Consider the following 25,143-nt stretch of genomic DNA (forward strand, 5'->3'; position numbering starts at 1 on the left):
TCCTCAGCCGCTTTCGGAGAAGTCGATCGCGATGTCGTCGAGGAACTTGCCGATGAGGCCCAGCGCGCGTTCCGCGTCGAAGACGGCGATGGGCATGAAGCCGTCCCGGTCCTTGAGAAGGTCCTGCGGCGGGATGTCCGTCGTGGGCGCGAGCGCGGCGGACCATGCGCGCAAGGCGGCCGGGAGGTCACTTCGGTGGTCGCACGCCGACGTGGCGACTCGGTCGAACGCGGCGCGGGCCCGCCCTACGGCTGTCGCGCGGGCCAGCACCTCCGTGTCGTCCACTCGTCGTCCTGCCGACAGGGGCCACCGGGTGAGGGGCAGCAGTTCCGCCACCGCCGCCTCCTCGGCCGGGTGGCTGGTCCACCGCCCTGACTCCCTGGCCTCCTCCAGGGGGGCCAGCAGGGCACGCACCGCCGCGCACACCGGTCTCGGCTGAAGCAGCAGGTGCCGTCCTTCCCATGTGTCGTCGACGTACTCGGTGAGCGTCGGTGAGTCCGCCAGATCCCCGTCGACCTCGGTGAAGTCCTCGTCGATGTGGTCCCAGGGAGGGGACTGCTCCCCCGCCAGTTCCACCCGGTGATAGACGTGCTCGGCCAGGAATTTCCAGACTGCAGCTGTGGCGACCGGATCGGATGCGGCGGTACCGGACTCCGTGACGATCCTCCGGGGCACGGCGGAGTACGTGAACCAGCCCAGGTTCAGCACCAGGGAGCAGTCCCAGCAGATGAGGCTCGCGACGTCCGACATCAAAAGCCCTCTCGTTCCATCGCTCTCTCCTTGTTCAGCATCCCCTGCCTCATGGCGTCGTCCCCGGGGTCGTCGCCGCCGCCTCCGCCGCCTCCGCCGGACCCCCCCCGGCCACCGTCGCCCAGGTTGTAGGTACCGAGGTCCTCACCGGCGTCGTCGACCACATGAACGGTAAACCTGTTGAGATCTGACACGCCGGTGCGGTTGCCCTTCCACCGCGCGATCCAACGGTAGACGTCCGACTCCTTGGGCACCTGGTAGAAGATCTGCAAGATCTTGCCACCGCGGTTGCGCAACTGGTTCACCGCGTCGGAGAGGTTCTTCCCGAACCGCTTCGCACCACCGGTGGCCTGGCTCTTGACCTCCCGATAGCCGACCACGTTGCCCTGGCGGTCGAGGATTTCGATGTCGGGATTCTTCTCGCCCGCCTGGTCCTTGATCTCGTGCTCTTTCGGCATCTTGCGGAGCGTGGTTCCCTCCGGCGCGTCGTCCAGTGCCTTGTACGCGTTCTCCAGGGTCAGTTGCGGTCCGCCGTCGCCGTCCCCGTGCTCGTCGGCCAGGGCCTGGGCTTGTTCGTCGCGGGACGGTCCGCCGGAACCCCCTCCGGCGTCGGACGACTCGTGGGGCATCCCGCCGCCGTCCCCGTTCTGCACCGCGTACGCGATGTTCGGGGCCGCCACCGCACCGATGACGGTCGCGGCGCCGGAGATGGCCAGGCCGGTGCCGGCGTAGTCGAGGGCCGCGCCGAGGGGAGCGCCGACGCCCGTCGCCATGAGGGCCGTACCGCCCGCGTCCGCGGCCGCCCCGAGGAGCAGCTCGCCGACCCCGAGGGCCGCCTGGGCCCAGTCCGTGCGCTGCATGACCTGGCCGGCGGTCTGCGCGAAGCCGGAGACGGCGTTGCTGAGGGAGCTGAACCAGCTGGCGCCGGTGGGGTCGCTGCCGGTGACCGGGTCGTTGCCGCTGTAGTCGTAACCGGAGATCTGCGAGGGGTCGGAGGACTCCAGGAGAGGGTCGAGGGAGACGAACCGGCCCGTCTGCGCGTCGTACTCGCGGGCGCCGAGGTCCTCCAGGCCGGTGCCGGAGTCCGCGATGCCGCCCACGTAGCCCTTGTCGCCGGGCCAGGAGGTGGGCGCGGTGCCGCGGACCTTGCCGAAGGGGAGGTACTGGCGGCGGTTGACGGCCTGGGACTGGTAGTCGACGGCGAGGGTGTCGGTGCCCTGGCGGTCGGGGATCAGGTACTGGATGTCACCGCTGCTGCTGCGTTCGGCGACGGTGGTGCCGCCGAGGGCGTAGTAGCGGGTGCCGCTGAGGGTGTGGCTGCCGGTGTTCTCGACGATCTCCTCGTCGTCGAGGTACAGGGTGGCCTTGCCGGGAGCGGTGCGCAGCACCAGGTTGCCGTCGGCGTCGTAGAGGTAGTCCGTCGTGCCGGCGGATGTCGTGTCGGTGGCCAGCTTGTCCTGGTCGTTCCAGACCAGGGTCTGGTCGCCGAGGGCACCGCCGCTCACGGCCGTCGTGTCGCCGGCGTTGTCGTAGGTGTAGGACGCGGTGTTCGCCGTGGCGCCGGGGCCGGTGGCGGTGGTGGAGGTGAGGGTGTGCGGCTGGTCCGTGGCCGAGCCCGCGCCGGGGTAGTGGTACGTGGTGGTCGTGTCGTTCGCGGTGTTGCCGTCGGTGGCGTGGTCGGTCTGGGTGTCCCGTTCGCCGTCGCCGCGGTAGGTCCAGCTCTCCCAGTACGGGTTGGGGCCGCCGACCATGGCGCTGCTGCCCGCCGCCGGGGCGGTGGCGCACTGGTCGGTCGCGGTCCAGGCGGCTGTCAGCCGGACGGCCCAGTCGTAGGCGTAGCACTGGGTGTCGGTGGTGGCGCCGCCGTTCTGCGCGTCGGTCACCGAGGCGAGCAGCCCCGCGCCCTTGGAGATGTGGTTGTCGGACCAGGAGTACGAGGTGTCGTCGACGACCGTGGAGCTGCCGGAGTCGGTCGTCTTGGCGTCGGTGGGCTGGCCGGTCTGGGGGTCGTACTTCAGGGTGAGGTCGACCCAGCTGGTGGACGGGCCCATGGAGTACTGCAGCGGGTGGCCGAACTCGTCGTAGCCGAGGGCGTTGACGTAGGTCCAGGCCGTGGTGCCGCTGCTCGCGAGGCTGGTCGGGTCGCCGTACTGGTCGTAACCGGTCCCGATGGTCTCGGCGGGGAGTCCGCCGGCCGCCGCGTCCTGCTGGGTGGCCGGGGTGCCGGTGGGCTTGTACGTGTACGACGTGGTGTAGCCGCCGGACGGGGCCAGTGCGGCCTCGTCGGTGGGCAGGTTGCCGAGCGTGATGCGGGAGGCGGCCACCTCGCCGAGCGAGGTGTAGCCGAGCGTCGTGTCGGTCACCGAGGGGCTCGAGGTGCCCATCCGGTAGGAGGTGGAGGAGGTGGGCAGGCCCTTCTTGAGGGTGTCGTACGTCCACGACGCGATCTGGTTGCTCGCGGAGGCGGTCGCCCCGCCGGTGGTGTCGTACGCGGCCGTCTTCCGTCCGGCCGGGTCGTAGGTGTAGCTCGTGGTCTTGGAGCGGGAGTCCGTGGTGGTGAGGACCTGGCCCGCGTTGTCGTAGGTGGCGTAGGAGGTACCGGCGTCGGGGTCGCTCGCGGAGGTCTGGTCGCCGAGCAGGTTGTAGTGCCAGGACCAGGTGTTGCCTGCCGGGTCCGTCTCGCCGGACTTCGAGCCGTCGGGGTTGTACGTGTAGTGGGTGTCGGAGTAGTCGCTGCTCGGGTCGTCGACCGGGTCGGCGGGGACGCCCGAGTGGTACTGGTACAGGTCGGTGGTGTTGCCGCGCGCGTCGGTGAGCTGCGACTCGGCCACACCGCCGGCCGGCGGGACGGTGGTGGTGAAGTTCCCGCCGAAGACCGTGGTGGTGTGCCAGGTCTCGGTGCCCAGCGCGTACGCGGTGGCCACGGTCTTGCGGCCCGCGCCGTCGTAGGTGAAGCCGGTCTCGGACGGGATCTTGCCGTCCTGCGCCTGGACCAGCGTGCCGTTCGGAGCGCCCGTGGAGTAGTAGGGGTTGGTGGTCTTGGCGACCCAGCCGTCGGTGTTGTAGACGGTGTCGGTGATGGTCCGGCCGCCGTCGACGGTGCCGGTCTGGGTCTCGCGCAGCCGCAGGAAGGAGTCGTAGAGCGACTCGCTGACGGCGTAGCTGCCGTCGTCGTTGAGCGTCTGCGTGCTGACCACGCTGGGGGCGTTCTGCTCGACGTCGTAGGTGTACTTGATACTCGCCGAGCTGACGCCTGGCTTGAAGACCGCGGTGGTGCGGCCCAGGGCGTCGTACTGCGCCTTGGTGACGTAGCCGGCCGCGTCGGTCCGGCTCAGTTCCAGGCCGCGCAGCGCGTCGAGGGTCTCGGTGACGCTGTGGGTGAGCGGGTCGGTGGTGGTGACCGAGGTGGGCGCCGCGCCCGTCGTCGGGGTGTAGGCGATGTGGACGGTGCGCTGGTCGGGGTCGGTGCTGGTCAGCGTGCGGCCGTACTCGTCGACGGTGAGCGCGGACATGGTCGACCAGGTCGGGGTCGAGCCGGTGTAGGAGGTCACCTGCTGGGTCGTGGTCGGGTCGCCGACGGACGGCGCCGAGCCGAAGGTGGTGGAACCGTCGTAGTACATCCGCTTGTCCGAGACGGCGTCACCGGGCAGGGACGGCGTGTTGGCGCAGTCGGTGGAGACGGTGTCGGTCTCGTCCGGGGTGTCGAGGATCCACGCCGAGGTGTTGTCGGCGTAGGTCGTCGTGGTGCAGATGTCGTCCGAGGTGGTGGAGACGTCGCCCTTGTCGTCGGCCTTGGTCACCCGGCCGTGGGAGTCATGGGTGCTGTCGGTCTCCGTCTCCCGGGTGCTGCCCGAGGCCAGCGGGGTGTAGACGCGGGTGCGCGCGGTGCCCGTGAGGTACGCCTTCTGGTCGGGCAGCCCGCCGCCGAGCGCGTGCGTGGCGGTGGCCGCGCTGGACCAGGGGTCGGTGATCGTGTCGTTGACGACCTTCCCCGACTTCCACCCGGCGTAGAGGACCGCCTCGTAGGTCATGCCCGCGTACTGGTCGGAGTCCGGGACGGAGTCGCCGCGGGAGTCGGTGACGTCCACCGAACGCGTCGTACCACCCGGCAGGGTGTCGCCGTCCATGCCGCGGAAGTAGGTGTAGTCCGTCTCCGTCTGCGGGTCCGGAGCGGTGCCCGTGGAGACCTTCATCCCCGGGTAGCCGCGCCACTCGTTCCACGTCCGCTGGTTCGACGGGGTCAGCGGGTTGTCGTCGTGGTGCCAGGCCGGGCTGCCGACGGGCGTGTACGTGGTGACCGTGTTGTCGTTCACCCCGCCGCCGGTCTGGTCCTGCTGGGTGACCGTGGTGACGATGTACTTGTTGAACCAGTCCTTGATCGGCGCGGTCAGCCCGCTGGGCGTCCAGTACGAGGGGAAGCACAAAGACGTGTTCTTGCTGTCGTCGCTGGGTGTGGAACCGGCACACGCGGGCGACGAGTAGCCGACGCTGATGATCTCGCCGGTCTCGGTGGTGATGGTGTTCAGGCGGTAGCGGGTGATCGGCGGATAGCCGTCCGTCAGGTCGACGCGGTTGGACAGCGGCGTGCCGGAGAAGGTGACCGGTGCCGTGCTGAGCGACCCGGACGATCCGCCCCCGCTGGTGTCCTGGCCGGTGTGCACGATCGACGACAGCCACAGCGAGGGGGTCGTGGCGTCACCGGTGGCCGGGAAGGAGTAGGTGAGGGCCCAGGAGTCCACGTTGGTCTCGGCCGTCCCGACCAGGGCCTGCGTCTGGATGCCGGTCAGCTCGTACTCCGACCAGAACGACGGCGACTGCGAGCTGCACGAGGCGCCGTTGGCGCAGTTCAGGTCGTACGGGACGTCCGGCCAGTTCGACGCGGTCGAGGAGGAGAGGCCGGACACCGCACAGCCCGTGGCGGCGGTCTTGCAGCGCCCGTTGTAGGTGAGGGTGACCTGGCCTGCGGGGCTGGTGGAGTAGACGGAGCCGTCGCGCTGGCCGTACCGGACCGACGTCAGCCGGGCGTCGCGCGTGTAGGGGGTGTTGGCGGTGCTGCCCAGGTCGCGGGCGTAGTAGTTGGTGTCGTCGGTGTAGAAGTAGGACATCACGTCGCCGTGCGTGTCCTTGACGTAGTCCAGCATCCACCGGTAGCCCTGCTGGCACCAGGAGTTGGCGAACGTGGCGTTGTAGCACGGCTGCCCCGAGGCGGTGGCGTACACGGGCTCGGTCAGCACCGAGTTCGTGGCCGTGTCACCGGTGGCGTATCCGGGCAGGTGGTTGAGGCCGAAGGTGTACTGGGTGCCGTCGGTGGTGGTGACCCGGAAGTACTCGCCGTTCTGGGCGCCGTTGGACGCACCGGTCAGGTACTGGATCTTCTCGTCGTTGTCGCCCTGGGCGCGGTAGGTCCCGGTGCTGTCGTCCTTGATGATCCTGGTGGTCGAGCCGTTCAGCGACAGTGTCAGCTGGTTGTCGCCCGACCAGCAGTCGTCCCAGGTCCTGGTGGTGCCGGCGGGGTTCTGGTGGCAGGACTGGTAGGAGCGTTCGACGTAGCTGACCGGGAGGCTGAACCCGTCGCCGACGACGGATGCCTGGTTGTTGGTCGACGAGGTGAGGCCGTCCACGCTCTGGGAGTCGTACCCCAGGCTGACCTTGGGGGAGAGCCCGCCGGGAACACTCGGCGCCGCCATCGGGTACGACCACTGGAAGCCGTCGCCGCTGCCGCCCGCCTGCCAGGACCCCGACGGCTTGAGGGAGGTGGCGGTGAAGTCGCCGCCTCCGCCGCCCGTGCCGGCGGTGGCGGCGAGGACGAACGGCGTCATGGCCGCGGAGGTGAGGGCCGAGGCGTGCGGTCCGGCGTGGGGCGTGGCGCTTGTGACGTCCGCCGTGACGCGGCCGGAGCGGGTGTCGACGGCGGACGCGACGGGGGTGCGGGTACGGCAGGCCGCCCGCTGCGGGCTGGTCAGCGCGCAGGCCGGCAGTTCGACGAAGTGCAGACGTGAGGCCCAGTCGCCTCCGAAGGCCTGGGCAAAGCCGCGGTAGTCGAGGGCCACGTGGAGGCGGCCGGTCCAGGCCTGGGCCGGGGTCAGGCTGAGCAGCGGGCCGTCGACGCCCGCGGCTCGGGCCGCCCGCTGGGGAAGGGCGCGCACGGTGACCTTGGCCAGCCCGCCGTGCCGGGAGTCCGAGCTGAGCCAGACGGGCAGGGCACCGGCCCGCGTCGCCTTCCCCGATACGGATGCCGATGCCGACGCCGATGCCGACGCGGACGCCGATGTCGTGGCCGCTGCGGCGCCGGCGGCGGTCCGGGCTTTCCCGCTCGACCTCGACGTCGACCTCGACTGCGGCTGTGGCTTCGGCGCGCTCGCGGCGGGCACCGCGACCTCCGCCGTGCCGACCGGCCACTTCGGTGCGGGCGCCCGGTAGGTGCGCAGCCGCTCGGGGCGGTGGTAGTGCGAGGTGACGGGGTGGACCGGGACCGGCTTGGTGTGTGCCAGAGCCGGAGCGTCCCGGTGGGAGGCGGGGGCCGCGCCCAGGGTGGTGGCCGCGATGGCGGCGGTGATCGCGGAAGCGACGGCTCCGCGCAGCAGTCTCCGGCCGGTGGCACTTCGGCGTCTGGAGGTTTGCCGGTGTATCCCGGGTATCACAGTGGTCCGCCCCCTCGGAAAGACATGGAAGACGTCGTCCAGACGTCGTGGAGACGCCATGGAAGGCGTCGTGAAAGCCGCAGTGAAAGCCGTCGTGGAAAACAGCGGAGTTTTGAAGATCACGTAAGCGAACGGAGGCTATCAACGCCTCTTCCAGTACAGGGTTTTCATAGGTTCTCCTTACTGAACTCATGAAATGTACACATCACCCTGGTTGATGACATGACGTCACAAAGCCTGCGTGGCCTGCGCTTTTGCCCGTTGGCAGGGGGTTGAGCGGCGGCTTAGGTTCGGGTCCGGCCGGCATTCCGGCCCGGACACAGGAGACACACACCTGATGCACACACATGGGGGCGGGCGAAGAGCCCGGGGTTGGTCGCGCGGCGTTCTCGCCGCACTGGTGGTGCTGGGGGTCTCGGCGGCCGGGCTCGCGCCCGGGTACGCCGCGACGGCCCGCGGCGCAGCGCCGCAGGCGTCGGGAAGCCCGGAGCACCTGAGGCGTGACGGGGCCGCCGGCCGGCACCTGACCCCGCTGCCCAGCGGCTTCGGGCTCACCGCCGCCGACCAGTCGGCGATGGGCGCGGCCGCCGCCAAGGCGCGTGCGTCCCGGCGTCCCGTCGCCGTCGACGCGCTGACCAGCCCGACCGAGCAGGTGGTCGCGGAGCCCTCGGGCAGGTTCGCACTGGCCGCCAATCCGCAGCCGGTGCGCGTCAGGCACGGCGGCGGCTGGACCCGGGTGGACCTGACGCTCCACCGGCGGTCCGACGGCGCCTGGGCTCCCGCGGCCACCGCGTACGGCCGGGTCTCGTTCTCCCCCGGCGGAAGCGGTCCGCTGGCCGTCACCCGCTCCGGGGGAGTCACGCTCACGCTCACCTGGCCGGGGACGCTGCCCGCACCCGTGGTCTCCGGGGCCACGGCGACCTACCGTTCGGTGCTGCCCTCGGTGGACCTCGTGATGTCACCGACGAGCGCGGGCGGTCTCAGCGACGTCCTGGTCATCCACTCGGCCAAGGCGGCGAAGAACCCCGCGCTCGCCTCGCTGCACCTGCGCACCGCCGTGCACGGCGGACGCCTGCGGCCCGGTCCCGACGGGGGACTCCAGGTCTCCGACGCCCGGGGCCGGGTGGTGGCCGACGCACCCACCCCCCTGCAGTGGGACTCCAACAAGGCGCTGCCCGCCACGGCCCACCCGTCCCGGGCCAAGGTCGCCGCGGACGCCTCGGACATCGCCCACGCCGGCCTCGCCGCCCGGGTGGCGCCGGTACGGGCCTCGGTCTCGCACTCCGCGCTGACCCTGACGCCCGACGCCCGCATGCTGCGCTCCGCGTCGACGGTCTGGCCGGTCTACGTGGACCCGTCGGTCAACTGGCACCCCGTCGACTACCAGAAGCCCGCGTTCGACGAGGTCAAGCAGGGCTGCCCCGGCAACTCCTTCTACAACCAGACCGGCGGCATGGCCGACAACGGCTACCTGGGCGTCGGCTACAACGGCTGGCCCGAGGGCTACTGCTACACCGGCGACGAGCACGCCATCTACCAGTGGAAGCTGTCGAAGACGATCTGGGGCGCCGACATCGACAGCGCCGAGGTCGACGCCACCGACGTCTACTCCGCCTCCTGCGCCACCACCGCGACCGTCAACCTGCACTGGTCCAACGGCATCGGCTCCGGAACGGACTGGAGCAACCGGCCGCACTACGACAAGTACGCCACGTCGAAGAGCTTCGGCCCGGCCTACAACCACGACTACTGCCCGTCCAACGGCTCGGTGACCAACGGCTTCGACGTGCGCACCCCGATGGTCAGCGCGGCCAAGGGGCACTGGTCCACCTTCACCGCGACCCTCAGCGAGGACTCCATGGAGTCCTCCCGCGACGACTCGGGCTTCAAGCGGTTCTCCGACAACCCGACGCTCCAGATCTTCTTCAACAACGTCCCGAACGTCCCCACCGCCAACACCATGGCGGCGGTCTCGGGCGCGGACGACGCGGCCTGCGCCACCTCGGGCGCCGGCCCCTACATGGGCAAGACCATCGCCGCGACACCGCCGGTGCTCCAGGCGAAGGTGAGTGACCCCAACGGGGACAAGCTCCAGGCGACCTTCCAGTACTGGGTCAGCGGCTCCACCACCAAGAAGACCGGGCTCAGCGCGGACAACCTCGCCAGCGGCACCCTCGCCAAGTACACGCTCCCGGCCAGCTTCATCTCCTCGCTGACCAGCGGGCAGGTCGTCGACTGGCAGGTCAAGGTGACCGACGGCATGGACTCCACCGCCTACACCCAGTCACCCACCTGCCGCTTCACCGCCGAACCCACCGCCCCCGACACCCCCACGGTGGTCTCGGAGAACAACCTGTACCCGAACACCGACCAGAACGACTCGGTGGTCGGCGCGGCCGCCGGCACGCCGGGCAAGTTCGACGTGGCGAGCGCCGGCACGGCGGCCGTGAAGTTCGTCGCCCGCCTCGACGTCTCCCCGGCGACCAGCAACCCGCCGGCCGACGAGGTGACCACGACCACCACCTCCGCGGCCACGATCACCGTCACCCCGCCCTCGCCGGGACCGCACACCCTGTACGTCTACGCGGTCGACAAGGCCGGCGACCTCTCCGGGGCGTTCGCCTACCCCTTCCTCGCCGCGGGCCACGCCGCGAGCACCTGCGCGAGCTTCACCGCCTGCCTGAACAACACCGCGATCAGCCCCGACGCCACCACGACCGAGGGCAACGCCGACGGCAGCGGCCACAGCATGTCCGCCACCGACCTCGCGGGCGCGGGCTGGAGCAGCGGCGCCCCCGTCACCGTCGACGGCGCGACCTTCACCCTGCCCGCCTTCGGCTCGGGACAGAAGGACAACGTCCTCGCGGCGAACCAGACCATCACCTACGGCGGCTCCGGCAACGCCCTGGTCTTCCTCGCCAACTCCACCAACGCGGGCCTCGACGACCCCGGTGCCATCGCCGGCGACTCCACCGCCCCGTACGTCCCCGCGGGAACGGCGGTCTCCGGCTCGTACTGCTTCGACGGGACGGCCCCGCTCGGCGTCTGCCCGGCGACCGGGACGATCACCTACACCGACGGCACCTCGACCGGTTACGACCTCACGGTCCCCGACTGGATCAGCGGCCCGAGCGCGAGCGCGGCCTTCGCCCTGCCGCACTGGAACAACGCCACCGGCCAGGTCAGCGAGGCGCCCGGGGCCGGCCCGAAGATCTACGCCTTCTCGGTCCCGATCGACCCGACCAGGACCGTCGCGTCCGTGACCCTGCCGGATGTGACGCAGCAGGTCGGCAACTCCACCCAGGGGCTGCACATCTACGGCATCGCCACCCGCGACACCTCCCACCGGACCGTGGAGACCAACGGCACCACCGCCCCCACCACCGCCACCCTGCCCAGCGGCCAGTCCTGGACCGGCGCCTGGGCCAACCCGAACGAGGGCGACTACGACTTCTCGGGCGGCAGCTTCAGCAACCAGAGCGTCCGCGTCGCGCTCAAGCCGTCCCTGTCGGGCGGCACGGTACGCGTCAAGCTCGACAACGCCCTGGGCACCAGCAAGCTGTCGATCGGTCACGCGACCATCGCGCTGTCCTCGAACGCCACTTCCCCCTCGGCCGTACCCGCAGGGGCGCCCAAGGGGCTGACCTTCGACGGCAAGCAGGCGGTGACCGTCCCCGAGGGCGGGATGGTCTACAGCGACCCGCTGCCCTTCACGGTGACCGCGGGCCAGTTCCTGCTCGTCTCGTACCAGCTCTCCAACACGGTGCCGTACCTGGTGCAGCACTCCTACGCCAACGGCTCCTACGAGTACGTCACGGCGACCGGCGCCGGTGACCAGACCACCGACACCACCGGCACGCCCTACCAGGCCACCGGCAGCAAGAACGGCAACTTCACCGACCTGGTGACCGACCTGGACGTGGCCTCCGCGAACGTGCCGACCGAGGCGGTGCTCGGCGACAACCTCACCGACCCCTTCCAGCCCGGCACCACGCTGCCCAACTCCAACGGCTACCGGGTCTCCGACGCGCTCGCGGCCGCGGAGCCCAGCACCCAGAGCCCGTACGGCGTGCTGGCGGAGGGCATCGAGTCCAACCAGCTGATGGACGACAACCCCGAGACCTACAACGGCAACCCGATCGGGGGTCCCTCGGCGCTCTCCCGGCTCGACCGCGACATCCTCGACCAGCCCGGGATCAACACCGTTGTGGTGACCGAGGGGCTCGAGGACCTGCTGAACGGGCCGACGACCGACACCGATCTGGAGTCGAACGGCTACACCGCCCTGGTCCAGCAGCTCCAGGCCTGGGGCGTGAACGTCGTGCTCACCTCGCTCACCCCGTGCGACGGCTTCACCGGTGACAACGCCACCCCGAACGACCCCTGCACCAGCACCGTCGACGACTACCGCAGCGACGTGAACGCCTTCCTCGGCGGCATGAACCTGGGCTCCCCCTGGGGCACCCCGGCCGTGTACTTCGCCGACTTCGACGCGGCCGTCGCCGTGCCCGACACCACCAACGGCGAGGAGAAGCTCGCGCCGTCGGCCGACGGCGGAGACCACGCCAACCTCTCGAACGCGGCCTTCGGTTCCCTGGCCTCGGCCCTGCTCTCACCGCTCGACGAATGGGACCTCGCCGACGGCAGCGGCATGCCGGTGGCCACCGACACCGCGGCCACCGACGGCGCCAGCCAGGTGCTCACCCCCAACGCGATCACCAACCCCAACACCGGCAACAGCCCGCTGACCCTCGCCGGAGGCAGCAGCTGGGGAAGCGACGGGACCCGGGGCACGGTCCTCACGCTGGACGGCAGCAGCGGCTACGCCGCGAGCGCCGGCCAGGTGCTCGACACCACCGCCGGCTACTCGGTCTCCGCCTGGGTCAAGCCCTCCTCGCTGCCCACCGGCAACGCGACCGTCGCGGCACAGGACGGCAACCAGGCCAGCCCCTTCTACCTCCAGTACAACTACGCCCACAAGGCCAGCCCCGGCTGGGCCCTCACCTTCACCAGCGCCGACACGACCAGCCCCTCGTTCACCGTCGCCTACGCCTCCGGGGCCACCGCGAACACCTGGACCCACCTGGTCGGCGTCTACAACGCCGCCACCAGGACGGCCCAGCTGTACGTCAACGGCGCACTCGCCGGGACCGCGACGAACGTGACGTCGTGGAGCGCCACAGGTGCGTTCTCCGTCGGACGCGCGAAGTACAACGGGGCGAACAGCGACTTCTTCCCCGGTTCCATCAGTGGCGTCCAGGCGTGGAACTACGCGCTGACGGCCAACCAGGTCACCGCCCTCTACCAGCAGATCCCGTGACGACGAGGGAAACCAGGAAACCGATGTCCTTCCTCACCGGCTCAGGCCGGCACGCCAGACCGCGGCCCGCACGGCTGCGCACCGCGATGGCCTCCTCGGCCCTCGCCGTCACCGCGGCGGGCGGCGTCCTCGCCGCCGCCCCGGCGCAGGCCGCCACGACGACGGCGGTCACCGCCACCACCATGACGACCTACACCGTGAAAGCGGGCGACACGCTCTCCGGCATCGCCCAGACCCACCACGTGCCCGGCGGCTGGCAGGCGATCGCCCGCGCCAACCACCTGGCCAGTCCCTACGTCATCCACCCCGGCGAGCGGCTGCTCCTGCCCACCGCCGCGGGGGGAACGACGACGTCCCCCTTCCCCGTGCCGGTCACGGTCGGCAAGGCCACCCAGGTCGTCACCGTCCAGGCCCACGGCTCCTACGCCACCGTCATCGCCTGGCAGAAGAGCGGGACCACCTGGCATCAGGTCTACTCCACGACCGGGGCCCGGGTCGGAGCGAACGGGGTGACCGACGGCGCCACCCGCAAGCAGGGCACGGACACCACGCCCACCGGCACCTACACGATCACCCAGGGGTTCGGTGTCGGGGCGAACCCGGGCACGAAGATGCCCTACCACCAGGTGGCACAGGACGACTGGTGGGTGGAGGACCCCTCCTCGCCCTACTACAACCAGATGCGCACCTCGGAGCAGGGCGGCTTCCCGCTCACCGAAGCCGGCGTCCACGGCAGCGAACACCTCGTCGACTACCCCACCCAGTACGACAACGCCCTGGTCATCAACTTCAACACCGCTCCCGCGGTCCCCGGACGCGGCGCCGGCATCTTCCTCCACGACCTCGGCCCCCAAGCCGGCCCCACGGCAGGATGCGTCGCCCTGCCGGCCCCGGTGATGACCGAGATCATCCGCTGGATCGACCCGTCCCAGCACCCGGTGATCGCCATTCACTGACCGACGGGTTCGACGTCAGTCGGCTCTCCCGCGTGCGCAGAGGCTCCGTCCCGATACAGGGGGACGGAGCCTCTGCGCGTCGGGGGGACGCGCTCGGCGTCCGGGCGTCGTGGTGCGTCGTCGCGCAGGCGCCCACCGCGGCGGACGCGGGCTTCCTCTGCGCGGGTGTCCCCTCGGGCGGCCGGAGGCGGGTCAGGGCTTGAGGAGGGTCTTGACGGCGCGGCGCTCGTCCATCGCCCGGTAACCCTCGGCGACCTGGTCCAGGGGCAGGGTGAGGTCGAAGACCCGGCCCGGGTCGATCCGGCGGGTGACGACGCGGTCGATCAGGTCGGGGAGGTAGCGGCGTACGGGGGCGGGGCCGCCGCGCAGGCCGACGTGGGAGAAGAACAGCTCCTGCCCGTCGATGGCGACCTCGTGGGGGAGGCCGACGAAGCCGACGTTGCCGCCTGGCCGCGCGGAGTGCAGGGCCTGCCGCATGGCCTCGGCGGTGCCGACGCACTCCAGCACGCTGTCCGCGCCGATCCCACCGGTCAGTTCCTTGATCCGGGCGACCCCCTCGTCGCCGCGCTCGGTGACGATGTCGGTGGCGCCGAACGCGCGGGCGAGCCGCTGCCGGGGTTCGTGCCGGGACATGACGACGATCCGCTCCGCGCCCATCTCCTTCGCGGCGATCACTCCGCACAGGCCGACCGCGCCGTCACCGACGACCACGGCCGTCGAGCCGGGCTTCACCTCGGCGGCGTCGGCGGCCCACCAGCCCGTGCCCATCACGTCGGACACGGCCAGCAGACCGGGCCACAGCTCCTCGTCCGGCACCTCGTCGGTGGCGACCAGGGTGCCCTGGGCTTGGGGGATGCGCACGTAGTCGGCCTGGCAGGTCGACATGAACTCGCGGTGCAGGCAGTTCGACTGGAAGCCGTTGCGGCAGTTCGCGCAGGTGTTGTCCGAGGTCGCGAAGGAGCCGACGACGAACTGGCCCGGCTTCACCGAGGTGACCTCGGAGCCGACCTCCTCCACGAAGCCGACGTACTCGTGGCCCATCGGGTGCGGGTCGCCGATCGGCTCGGCACCGCGGTAGGGCCACAGGTCCGAGCCGCACACACAGGTCACGGCCGTCCGGATGACGGCGTCGGTGGGGTGGAGGATCTTCGGGTCGTCCAGTGTCTCGAAGCGGATGTCACCGGGGGCGTGGATCACAGTGCCGCGCATGGTGGGGTTCCTTTTCGTGCCGGGGCGGGCGGCACCGGATGTCCGGGACCGCCGCCGGGTGCAGAGCCGGGTGCGCGCCCGCCGTGCAGGCCGGGCGGAGAGCACCACGTCATCCAAGTAACCCGGATTTCGCACCCGTATCGAGGCATCGACGAGGGGTGTACTGCCAGTACACCCCTGGCGGCGCGGGCAGCCAGGCAGCGGTCCGCGAATTCCGGACCTCGCGGCGCGCGGAGATCAGCCCCGAGCAGGCGGCCCTGCCCGTCGGCAGCCGGCGCCGCGTGCCCGGTCTGCGCAGGAGTGAGGTGGCCGAGCTGGAGCGAGGCAACGGCCGCGGGGCTCCGCGCTTTCGCCCGGCCGTCCGGGTGCGGCGGACATCCAGCGCGCGCGTAGCGCTCCGCCGTCCCGGCTCACGTGAGGTCGCAGGACTTCTCCGCAAGGGGGCGCGGGGCCCAGGACGGGCGGTCCTCCGGGGCGGGCGCCCCCTTCCTCCGGGTCATCCCCACGCCCACCAGGACCACCGCCATCCCCAGCACCACCCTGACGCTCAGGTCCTCGCCCAGTACGACGGCCCCCAGCAGCACGGACACCACCGGCAGCAGGTAGCCGACCACGGCGGCGTTGGTCGCGCCCTCGTCGTTGATGATCCGGTAGGTGAGGTGGAAGGTGGCGGCGGTGCAGAACACACCGAGGACCACGGCCGCGACGAGGACCGTCGGACCCGGGGTGATCGCGTCCAGGCCGCCGATCGGCACCGCGAGGGCGGTCAGCCCGCTCGCGGCGACGAGCTGGGCGGCGGAGAGCGAGATCGTGGCGGTGCCCCTGCGGACCAGGGTGCGGCCCATGTACGTGAACGCGACGGCGTAGCTGGCGGCGGCGCCCAGGATCGCGAGGGCGCCCCAGCCGGTGGCGCCGGTCGTCCGCCAGGGAGCGAAGATGACGATCGTGCCGGCGAAGCCGAGCAGCAGCCCCGCCAGCCGTACGGACCGCAGGCCGCGCTCCGAGCCCAGGGCGAGACCGAGGACGGTCGACCAGAGCGGGGTCGTGGCGTTCAGGACACCCGCCAGCCCCGAGTCGACGGTCTGCTGGCCCACGCTGAACAACGCGAACGGCAGGGCATTGCAGAAGAAGGCCGCGACGACGATGTGCCGCCAGACGGTGACGCCCCTCGGCAGCCGGTGCCCCGTCGCCCGGCAGGCGACGACGAGGACGACCGCACCGAGGGCGCACCGCGCGAACGTGACCTGGAGCGGGGAGAGCCCGCGCAGCGCCAGTTCGATCCAGAGGAAGGTCGAGCCCCACAGCAGGGCCAGCACGGCCACCCGCACACCGCCCAGCAGGGCCCGCGTGCCGTTGTTGTCGATCATTGGTGTTTCCCCGTCCCCGTCGTCTCGTCCGGTGGTCGTCTCGGCCTTCCCGCGACTCCTACGACGGTGCCGCAACCGAACTGTGAGAACAAGCAAACGCTTCTACCCGTACTGTTAAGCTGCGCTACATGCTTGATGTGAGGCGGCTGCAGGTCCTGCGCGCGGTGGTCACCAGTGGCACGGTCACCGCGGCCGCGGCCCACCTCGGCTACACCCCGTCCGCTGTCAGCCAGCAGGTGGCGGCGCTGGAGAAACAGGCCGGTACGGCGCTGCTGGAGCGGGTCGGACGCGGGGTGCGCCCCACGGCGGCCGGGCTGCTGCTCACCGAGCACGCGGCGCTGATCAGCGCGGCGGTCGCCCAGGCGGAGACGGCGCTCGCCGACCTCCGCGCCGGGCGCACCGGCCGGCTGTCGGTCCGCTACTTCGCCACGGCCGGCTCGACGCTGGTGGCGCCGGCCCTGGCCAGACTCCGCGCCGAGCACTCCGGTGTCCGCGTCGACCTCGAACTCACCGATCCGCAGGACCCGTTCGAGGAGGTGGCGGGTGGGCGGGCCGACCTGGCGGTGGTGGTCCGGGCGCAGGACCGCACGGGCAGCGGCTTCCGGCTCGTCCACCTCCTCGACGACCCGTACGCGGCCGTGCTGCCCCTCGGACATCCGCTCGCCGACAGGGAGACGATCGACCTGCACGAGTTGTCTGGTGAGCAGTGGGTGGGCAGCGAGCCCCCCGGTCCCTGCCTCGAACCCGTCATCGACTCCTGCGCGGCGGCCGGCTTCAGCCCTGATTTCGTCGTCCAGAGCGAGGACTACGCCACCGCGCAGGGCTTCGTCGCGGCCGGCCTCGGCGTCGGCCTGATGCCGCGGCTCGGGCTGCGCAACCAGCACCCCGGTGTCGTCGTACGCCCGGTCCGCAACCCTGAGCCGGTCCGGGGTATCTCGGCCGCCGTCCGCGAGACCGCCCTCGAACAACCTGCCCTGCAGGGCCTGTTGGACGCGCTGCGAGACGCGGCCGCCACCGCCGCCCCGGGCGCTGAGCCTCGGACGCCATGACCAACCTGCCGCCCGCACTCGGGGCGGCGGTCTACCGGAGTGGCGTCGGAGGGGTTCTTCTCTGTCGGCATCTTGCGGAGTGTGGTTCCCTCGACGCGCCGTCCGGTCAGCTGCGGTCCGCCGTCGCCACGCCGTTCAGGTGGTGGTTCAGGAAACCGGTCGCCCGTTCGGCGTCGTAGAGCGCGGCGGGGACGATTCCCGCCGCCTCCGGCCGCAGGTTTTCGGCGGGCAGGTCGTCCAGTGGTGCGAGGAGGTCGGCCACCGTGCGCAGGAGTTCCGCGAGCACGCCGGTGCCGAGGGCGTCCGCCGTACCGCGGATCTCGTCGCGGTCCTGCCGTACCTTCGCCAGCCGGGCGGCCACCCGCTCGGGTCCGGTCGCCTCGCCGGGCGGCGCGGGAAGGGTGAGCACCTTGCGCAGGTGCCGGATCGCGGTCGCCTCCGAGTCGTCCGGGCTCCAGAGGTGCGGGGACAGGCGGGGGGAAACCTCCTCGACCGCACGGTGCACGGCCTCGGCGAGCGGGCGCGGAGCGCTCATCAGCGGCAGCGCGGGCCAGCCCGCCGCGTACTCCTCCAGCGTGGGGTACCAGAGGTCGCCGCCGCCGATCTCGACGAACTCGGGACCGACCTCGTCCCATGCGGCGGGCGATTCACCGAGCAGGTGCACCCGGTGGTGGACGTGGTCCGCCAGGAACTGCCACAACGCCGCCGTCAGGGCCCGGTCGTCCGTGGACAGGTGAAGCAGACGAGTTCAGCAGTGTCGGACAACACGGACTCCGGACGTTCCTGTGCACGGTCGGGACCTCATTGTCGGGGCAGGCGGGCTGCCGCGGCGAGGCCGCCCAGGCCCGCGACCGCCAGGGCGGACATCGCGGCGGCGTAGGCGCCCTTGTCGAGGCCGGCGACCAGGATGGTGCCGGCGATGGCCGTGCCGAACGACGAGCCGAGGTTCGACACGCTCCGGGACAGCCCCGAGATCTCGCCCTGCTGCTCCTCGGGGTAACTCGACTGCACGACGTTGACCGACGGGGTCAGCATGACGCCCAGGCCGAGCCCGATGAGGAGCAGGCCGGGGACGAATGCCCAGGCGGTGGCGAAGGTGCCGGCCAGGGCGATCAGGACGACCACCCCGGCGACGGACACGGCGAAGCCCGCCATCACGAGCGTGCGCTGGGCGTGGCGGCGGGCCAGGCGTTCGGCCGACAGGGACGTGGCCAGCAGGCCGAGGGTGGCCGCCGTGAAGACGACACCGGTCTGGATGGCGTCGTAACCGCGGACCACCTGCAGATAGGCCGCCACCGTGAACGACGTGCCCATGAGCAGCAGCCACTGGAGGTTCTGGGTGACCAGTCCGAGGTTCGAGGTGCGGTTCTCGAACAGCCGCGGGGACAGCAGGGGCTCGCGGCCCGACGCTTCCGCGGCGCGGGCGGAACGGAAGAACCACCACAGCACCAGCGCGCCGGACACCAGCAGGGCGACCATGAGCCAGACGTTGTTGTCCGCGGCCAGGATGCCCATGACCACCAGGACCAGGCCGACGGCGGAGAGGACCGCCCCCTTGGTGTCGAAGGAACGGCCGGGATCCGGCGGCAGCGGATCCTCGATACGGCGGCCGAGCAGCACGATCACCCCGATCACCAGCGCCTGGAAGACGAACGCGGCGCGCCAGCTGACGAAGGTGGTGATGAGCCCGCCGATCAGCGGTCCGGCGGCCGCGCCGATCCCGCCCAGCGCCATGACCACCCCGAACGCCCGGGCCCGGGAGGTGACGTCGGGGTACAGGAGGGTGGTGAGGATGTAGACGGGCGGGATGAGCAGCGCGGTGCCGACGCCTTCGAGGATCGAGTTGCCGAGGATCAGGACGCCGAGCCCGGGGGCGGCCGCACTCAGCAGGGCACCGGCCGCGTAGACGAGCAGACCGGCCAGGAAGCAGCGTTTGCGGCCGTACCGGTCGGTGAGCTTGCCGCCCGGGATCATCAGGGCCGCCATCACCAGCAGGAAGACCGTGATCGCCACCTGGACGCCCTGGACGGTGGTGCCCAGGTCCCTGCTGATGTCGTTGATCATCACGTTCATGTTGGAGCCGGCGAAGCTGCAGATGAACTGGGCCAGGGCGAGCGCGGCCAGTACGCGCCCCGGGCCCGCCGGCTGGCCCGTGCCGGCGGTCTCAGCCACGCTGGACGTGCCCACCGGGGTCCTCCTCGGGCGCTGTGAGGCCGTAGACCACCGTCGGACGCCGGCGGTCGCGGTGCCGCCTCGCGGTGCCTGCCTTCTGCAGTTCCTCGTCGAGCGCCATGGCCGCGGTGATCAGGGAGAGGTGGGTGAACGCCTGCGGGAAGTTGCCCAGCTGCTCGCCCGAGGGCCCGATCTCCTCGGCGAACAGGCCGACGTGGTTCGCGTAGGTGAGCATCTTGTCGAAGGCGTGGCGGGCCTGCTCCACCCGGCCGCTGCGGGCGAGCGCCTCGACGTAGAAGAAGCTGCACAGGTTGAACGTGCCCTCCGAGCCGCGCAGGCCGTCCGGGGACGCCTGCGGGTCGTAGCGGTAGACGAGGCTGTCGCTGACCAGTTCCTCGTCCATGGCGTCCAGGGTGCTCAGCCAGTCCGGGTCGCGCGGCGAGAGGAAGCCCACCCTCGGCATGAGCAGCAGGGAGGCGTCCAGCACGTCGCTGTCGTACTGCTGCACGAAGGCCTGCCGCTTGTCGTGCCAGCCGCGCTCGACGATCTGGCGGAAGACCGCGTCCCGGGCACCGGTCCAGCGGGCGAGGTCGGCGGGACGGGAGAAGCCGGTGGCCGCGCGGACCCCGCGGTCGAACGCCACCCAGGTCATCAGCCTGCTGTACGTGAAGTCCTGGCGGCCGCCGCGGGTCTCCCAGATGCCCTCGTCGGGCTGGTCCCAGTGGTCGGCGAGCCAGTCCAGCACCCCGCTCAGCGCGCTCCAGCCACGCAGCGCGCCGATGTCGCCGCCCACGACCAGGGCGTCCGACACCTCGCCGTAGATGTCGAGCTGGAGCTGGTCGGCCGCCGCGTTGCCCGCCCGCACCGGACGGGACCCCCGGTAGCCCTCCAGGTGGTCGAGGGTCTCCTCGGTCAGGTGGGGGTCTCCGTCGACCCGGTACATGATCTGCAGCGGATCCGCCGAGGGGGCGTCCTTGGCCTCGATGCGGTCGCGCAGCCAGCGGCGGAAGGCGTGTGCCTCCTCGTGGAAGCCGAGGTCGATCAGGGCCCGGACCGACAGGGCCGCGTCGCGTATCCAGGTGTAGCGGTAGTCCCAGTTCCGCTCACCGCCGACCTGCTCGGGCAGCCCCATGGTGGCGGCGGCGACGGGCGCCCCGGTGGGGGCGTACGTGAGCAGTTTCAGGGTGATCGCCGAGCGGTTCACGATCTCCTGCCAGCGGCCCCGGTAGGTGCAGGAGCGCAGCCACGACAGCCAGAAGCCGCGGCAGGCGTCCAGCGCGCCGGCGATCCCTTCCAGGGACGGGCGCGGCGGTGCGGCCGCCCCGGCGGGCGCGCTGGTGAGGACGACGGCGGCCGCCTGGCCTGCGGAGAGGGTGAAGCGGGCGCTGACGTCGTTGCCGTCCGGGTGGAAGACCACGCCGGTGGTCGACTGGAGGTGCAGGTCGGTCCCCGGGCCGTGGAAGACCACCGCGTGCCCGTCGGTCCCCGCGAGCGTGTGCGTGGCGCGGCCGTAGTCGAAACGCGGCTGGCAGCTGAGGGCGAACGGGAGGGTGCCCCGTACGACGCGTGCGACCCGCACCAGCTGGTGGACGCCGGTCGGGGTCGCGGACTCGTCCGGCACCATGAAGTCGGCGACCTCACCGACCCCGCCGGGGGCCATGAAACGGGTGATCAGGATGGCCGTGTCCGAGAGGTACAGCTGCCGGGCGGTCATGCCGTCGCCGTCCGGGAACTCCGCGGCCAGCCGGCAGTGGCCGCCGCGTTCGGTGTCCAGGAGGGAGGCGAAGACGCTGGGCGAGTCGAAGCGGGGCGTGCACCACCAGTCGACGGTTCCGTCGGACGACACCAGGGCGGCGGTCTGGAGATCGCCGACCAGGCCGTGCTCGGCGATGGGCGGGTACCGATTCACAGTGTCTCCCTGCTCGGTCCGGCGCGCTGCGGCAGCTCGGGCAGGACACGGGCGCCCCGCCGACGCCAAGAGTCCACCGCCGCCACACCGGCCGCCTCACCCACGGCGGGTGAAAGCGCGAGCAGCGCCGGCGCTTGGCGGAATGGCACACACGTTCCTTTCCTGCCGTGTAGCTTCTACGCGTCAACGGAGGCCTGAGCAAGGATGGTTGCGTGGTTGCCTCTCCGCATGGCGAGAAGTTCGCCGCCCGCCTTCGGATGCTGAAGGAGCGCAGCGGCCGGGGGTACGACCGTCTCGGCAAGGAGGCCGGGGCCAGCGGTTCCAGTCTGCACCGGTACTGCTCCGGCCTCAGTGTTCCGACCGACTACCGGGTGGTCCACGCCTTCGCCAAGGTGTGCGGCGCCAGCGCGGCGGAACTCCGCGAACTCCACCGCCTGTGGGCACTGGCGGACGCCGACCGGGACGCGGCGACCACGCCCCTCACGGGCGGACCCGCCCAGAACCCGGACCCGGCATCGGAACCGGGACCGGAACCGCGTCCCGTCACCGCCGCCCTGCCCGGCACCGTCTCGGAGGACGGCTCGCCGGCGGACCCCGCGCCACGGGGGCGGTCGGCTCCGGTGGCGGAAGAGGCCCCCGCGGAGGAACAGGCGCCCGCGGAGGAACAGGCCCCCGTGGAGGACGTCACCCCGGCGGGGCGCGCCACGGCGGGGGACACCAAGAAGAGGGACACCCCGGCCGGGGGCGCCCGTGGCAGGGCGGGTGGGTCGCGCCGGCTCCGGATGCCGGAGAAGCCGTCCTCGCGTTCCGCGATCCTCGCCGCCGTGGCGGCGGTGGCGCTGGTGGCCGGCCTCGTGTGGCTGCCCGGCCTGGACTCCGACGGTGCCGCCCGCGTGACCGGCGACAAACTGCTGTACTCCCCGGCGTGCAAGACGGTCAGCATGGGCCAGCACGACGAGTGCGTACGGGAGGTCCAGACCCTGCTGGCGCGGGCCGAGGGCAAGCTCGCCGTCGACGGGGACTTCGGCCCCGAGACCCTGCGCCGGCTGACCGCGTTCCAGGTGCTGGCGGGTCTGCCGGCCACCAGCGTGGTCGACGACGCCACCAAGAAGGCCCTCTACGACCAGCGGGTCTCGATGACGACCTGGTCGCCGGACAGGGTGGCGCGGCGGATCCGCGAGGTGTTCGCCGAGGATCCCGGTACCGCCGTGGCCATCGCCCGCTGCGCGTCGTTCCTCGACCCGCTGTACGTGCTGCCGAACACCAACGGCTCCCGCAACTGGGGCGTCTTCCAGATCTCCGACGCCCGTCTGCGGGACCTCGGCGGCACACCGCTGCGGGCGTTCGACCCGGACTGGAACATCCGGGCGGCGCACCGGCTGTGGAGCGTACGGCACGACTTCCACGACTGGCCCTCCTGCCAGGCGGCACTGAAGGCCACGCCCGAATCCACGACCGAATCCACGCCCGAACCCACGCCCACGGCGGCCCCGAAGCGCTGAACCGGGGCCCCGGATACTCCCCTGTGGTATCCGAGGACCCCGGAGCGCCGGGTCGGCCGGGAACCCCCGGCGCGCACCAGGCTGGCAGTGGCCGTCGCGAAGACCGCGGCTCCCGGGGCCGGTCGGGACGCCGGGACGATGAGGCGCCGGTGACCTGCGAGGACGGATCAGCGCTGGGATGCACATGGGACACACGCGGCTCGGGAGGCGGTTCAGCCGGGGGCTGCAAATGCTCCACAAAGGTTTGTTGGGCAAGGCTTGTCCGGTGTCCTGACGGGTCGCGGGGATGCGCCGCCTAGCATGTGCGTGCCACGTCTGTGTGGCACCTGTGTGTGGCACATCGGGGCAGGTGGGAGAGCGGATGGGAACGAGTCGGCGCATGGTGCTCGCGGCTCTGGCCGGGGGAGTCCTGGCCGGCTGCGGCGCACCGGCCAAGGACAGCGCGGCGGCCGAGGCGAGCGCTGCACGGAAGGCGGGTACGGCGGCCTCCGGACCGCCCTCGCCCGGGGCCACCGCCACCGGTCCCTCGGCCGCGCCGCACCGGACGGCCCGGCCGCCCGCCGTCACCCGCGCCGAGATCGTCGCCGCGTACGGCCGCGCCGTGCCGCGCAGCTGGGGCTTCGACGCGCCCGGCGTGGTGCACCGGCTGCCCGCCGGGCACCGGGGGATCGCGCTGACCTTCGACGCCTGCGGCGGCCCCGGCGGCAGCGGCTACGACCGGGACCTGATCGACTTCCTGCGCAAGCGGGAGGTCCCGGCCACCCTGTTCCTCAACTCCCGCTGGATCGACGCCAATCCCGCCCTCTTCCGGAAGCTGGCCGCCGAACCCCTCTTCGAGATCGGCAACCACGGCACCCGCCACCTCCCGCTCTCCGTCACCGGCCGTTCCGCCTACGGCATCCCCGGCACCCGCAGCGCCGCCGAGGTCTACGACGAGGTGGCCGGCAACCGGGACAAGCTCACCCGCCTGCTGGGCGAACCGCCGCGGTTCTTCCGCTCCGGCACCGCGTACTGCGACGACGTCGCGGCCAGGATCGTCACCCGGATGGGCGAGCGGTTCGCCAGTTTTTCGGTCAACGGCGACGCGGGCGCCACCTTCACCCCCGAGCAGGTCCGTACGACCGTCGGGTCCGCGCCCGCGGGGTCGGTGGTCATCTGCCACATGAACCACCCCGAGGGCGGCACCGCCGAGGGCATCGCCGCGGCCGTACCCCGCCTGCTGGCCGCCGGCCACACCTTCGTACGGCTCTCGGACGCCCTGCACTGAGGACCCCGGCCACCAGACCCGGCGGCGCGGTGAACACGGGGCGAATCCGTGGGCAACCGTGCCCGTCCCCCGCATGTCTAGGCAGCGTGACGCATCATCAGGTCCCGCTGTCCCCGGACGGTGAGGCCGCTCGACCCCGAGGGGGGACTCCATGCGCATCCGTCCGGCCGTCACCGCCGTGTCCCTTGCCACCGCCCTGTCCGTGTCCGTTCCCGCGGCCGCCCACGCCGCGGACCGGGCCGGGGCCGCCGACACGACGTTCTCGCACGTCGTCGTCAACGGCGGCAAGGACCTCGTCCTGGGCCCGACCACCAAGAAGACTGTCACCGTCACCTGGACGGCGACGGACCCCGACGGCGTCGCCGCCTCCTGGGCCTACCTGTGGCACGGCCCGAACACCGACGACGCCGACGGCATCCTGCCGCGCTACCCGTCCAACGGCACCTGCACGGTGTCGGCCACCGACCCGGCCACGGCCACCTGTGCGGTGAGCTTCACCGTGGACGCGGCGAAGGACCTCCACCGCAACGCCCTCGCCGGCACCTGGCAGGTGCTCGCCGGGGCGCAGGACGGCACGGACGACTGGACGGAGACCGACGCCGCCGGCACGGCCCACCTCAAGCGGCCGGCCAGAGCCACCGTGAACGCCTCGCCCGAGCCGGTCCGCAAGGGCAGGACCCTCACGGTCACCGGCGGGCTCACCCGCGCGAACTGGGAGAGCGGCGGCTACACCGGCTACCGGGGGCAGCGGGTCGAGCTGCAGTTCCGCAAGAAGGGCAGCAGCACCTACACCACGCTGAAGACCGTCACCACCGGCAGCGGCGGAGCGCTGCGGACCACCACCACGGCCCGGACCGACGGCTGCTTCCGCTTCCGCTTCGCCGGCACCGCGACCACCGGCCCGGCGACGGCCACCGGGGACTGCGTCGACGTCAGGTGACGGTCCGGGTCCGGCCCGGATGCGGGAACGCCGCCGCGCGGACCGGGAGCCGTCCCGGTCC

At 71.8% G+C, this 25,143-nt stretch carries 14 protein-coding genes; 7 read left to right on the forward strand and 7 right to left on the reverse strand.

Annotated features, from left to right (window positions below; translation table 11 throughout):
• Positions 1–3 precede the first annotated feature (3 nt).
• Together AB0G52_RS24495 and AB0G52_RS24500 are read right to left on the reverse strand one after the other, a co-directional pair.
• Positions 4–750: a hypothetical protein gene (locus tag AB0G52_RS24495; RefSeq protein ID WP_132886639.1), complete on the reverse strand. Its 747-nt coding sequence runs from the start codon at positions 748–750 to the stop codon at positions 4–6.
• A complete protein-coding gene (locus AB0G52_RS24500) occupies positions 750–6,896 on the reverse strand; it encodes an RHS repeat-associated core domain-containing protein (protein ID WP_361338600.1) in 6,147 nt (2,048 codons plus the stop codon). Before AB0G52_RS24500 ends, AB0G52_RS24495 begins: the two co-directional genes overlap by 1 nt.
• 1 nt (position 6,897) lies before the next feature.
• Between AB0G52_RS24500 and AB0G52_RS24505 the strand changes: the two genes are divergently transcribed.
• From AB0G52_RS24505 to AB0G52_RS24515, 3 genes are all read left to right on the forward strand, one after another.
• Positions 6,898–7,170: a hypothetical protein gene (locus tag AB0G52_RS24505; protein WP_132886637.1), complete on the forward strand. Its 273-nt coding sequence runs from the start codon at positions 6,898–6,900 to the stop codon at positions 7,168–7,170.
• 558 nt (positions 7,171–7,728) lie between these two features.
• Entirely contained in the window at positions 7,729–12,711 is a 4,983-nt protein-coding gene (locus AB0G52_RS24510) for a LamG-like jellyroll fold domain-containing protein (RefSeq protein WP_361338603.1), read from the forward strand.
• Positions 12,708–13,667, forward strand: coding sequence for a LysM peptidoglycan-binding domain-containing protein (locus AB0G52_RS24515; RefSeq protein ID WP_361338606.1), 960 nt, complete (start codon positions 12,708–12,710; stop codon positions 13,665–13,667). Before AB0G52_RS24510 ends, AB0G52_RS24515 begins: the two co-directional genes overlap by 4 nt.
• A gap of 192 nt (positions 13,668–13,859) precedes the next feature.
• Here AB0G52_RS24515 and AB0G52_RS24520 read toward each other — a convergent pair whose 3' ends face one another.
• Positions 13,860–14,876 (reverse strand): zinc-dependent alcohol dehydrogenase family protein, encoded by a 1,017-nt coding sequence (locus AB0G52_RS24520; RefSeq protein WP_361338609.1) that lies wholly within the window; start codon positions 14,874–14,876, stop codon positions 13,860–13,862.
• 410 nt (positions 14,877–15,286) lie between these two features.
• Complete coding sequence (locus tag AB0G52_RS24525; RefSeq protein WP_361338612.1) at positions 15,287–16,243, reverse strand: DMT family transporter; 957 nt, start codon at positions 16,241–16,243, stop codon at positions 15,287–15,289.
• 128 nt (positions 16,244–16,371) lie between these two features.
• Here AB0G52_RS24525 and AB0G52_RS24530 point away from each other — a divergent pair, with 128 nt between their 5' ends.
• Positions 16,372–17,292, forward strand: a complete 921-nt coding sequence (locus AB0G52_RS24530) for a LysR family transcriptional regulator (protein WP_132886634.1) — start codon at positions 16,372–16,374, stop codon at positions 17,290–17,292.
• 106 nt (positions 17,293–17,398) lie between these two features.
• Here the strand turns inward: AB0G52_RS24530 and AB0G52_RS24535 are convergent, their stop codons facing one another.
• The 3 genes from AB0G52_RS24535 to AB0G52_RS24545 form a co-directional block, all read right to left on the reverse strand.
• Positions 17,399–17,992: a hypothetical protein gene (locus tag AB0G52_RS24535; protein ID WP_361338615.1), complete on the reverse strand. Its 594-nt coding sequence runs from the start codon at positions 17,990–17,992 to the stop codon at positions 17,399–17,401.
• A gap of 101 nt (positions 17,993–18,093) precedes the next feature.
• Positions 18,094–19,479: an MFS transporter gene (locus tag AB0G52_RS24540; protein WP_361338618.1), complete on the reverse strand. Its 1,386-nt coding sequence runs from the start codon at positions 19,477–19,479 to the stop codon at positions 18,094–18,096.
• On the reverse strand, positions 19,457–21,373 hold the full coding sequence (locus AB0G52_RS24545) for a glycoside hydrolase family 15 protein (RefSeq protein ID WP_361338621.1): 1,917 nt from the start codon (positions 21,371–21,373) through the stop codon (positions 19,457–19,459). Before AB0G52_RS24545 ends, AB0G52_RS24540 begins: the two co-directional genes overlap by 23 nt.
• A 212-nt stretch (positions 21,374–21,585) precedes the next feature.
• Here AB0G52_RS24545 and AB0G52_RS24550 point away from each other — a divergent pair, with 212 nt between their 5' ends.
• From AB0G52_RS24550 to AB0G52_RS24560, 3 genes are all read left to right on the forward strand, one after another.
• Positions 21,586–22,875 (forward strand): helix-turn-helix domain-containing protein, encoded by a 1,290-nt coding sequence (locus AB0G52_RS24550; protein ID WP_361338624.1) that lies wholly within the window; start codon positions 21,586–21,588, stop codon positions 22,873–22,875.
• 361 nt (positions 22,876–23,236) lie between these two features.
• Positions 23,237–24,142 carry a polysaccharide deacetylase family protein gene (locus AB0G52_RS24555; protein ID WP_361338627.1) on the forward strand — a complete coding sequence of 302 codons (906 nt, stop codon included), beginning with the start codon at positions 23,237–23,239 and terminating at the stop codon, positions 24,140–24,142.
• Positions 24,143–24,293: 151 nt separating this feature from the next.
• Complete coding sequence (locus AB0G52_RS24560) at positions 24,294–25,082, forward strand: hypothetical protein (protein ID WP_361338630.1); 789 nt, start codon at positions 24,294–24,296, stop codon at positions 25,080–25,082.
• Positions 25,083–25,143: the final 61 nt, after the last annotated feature.

It is taken from the genome of Streptomyces sp. NPDC021562 (assembly GCF_040640875.1).
Lineage (GTDB): Bacteria > Actinomycetota > Actinomycetes > Streptomycetales > Streptomycetaceae > Streptomyces.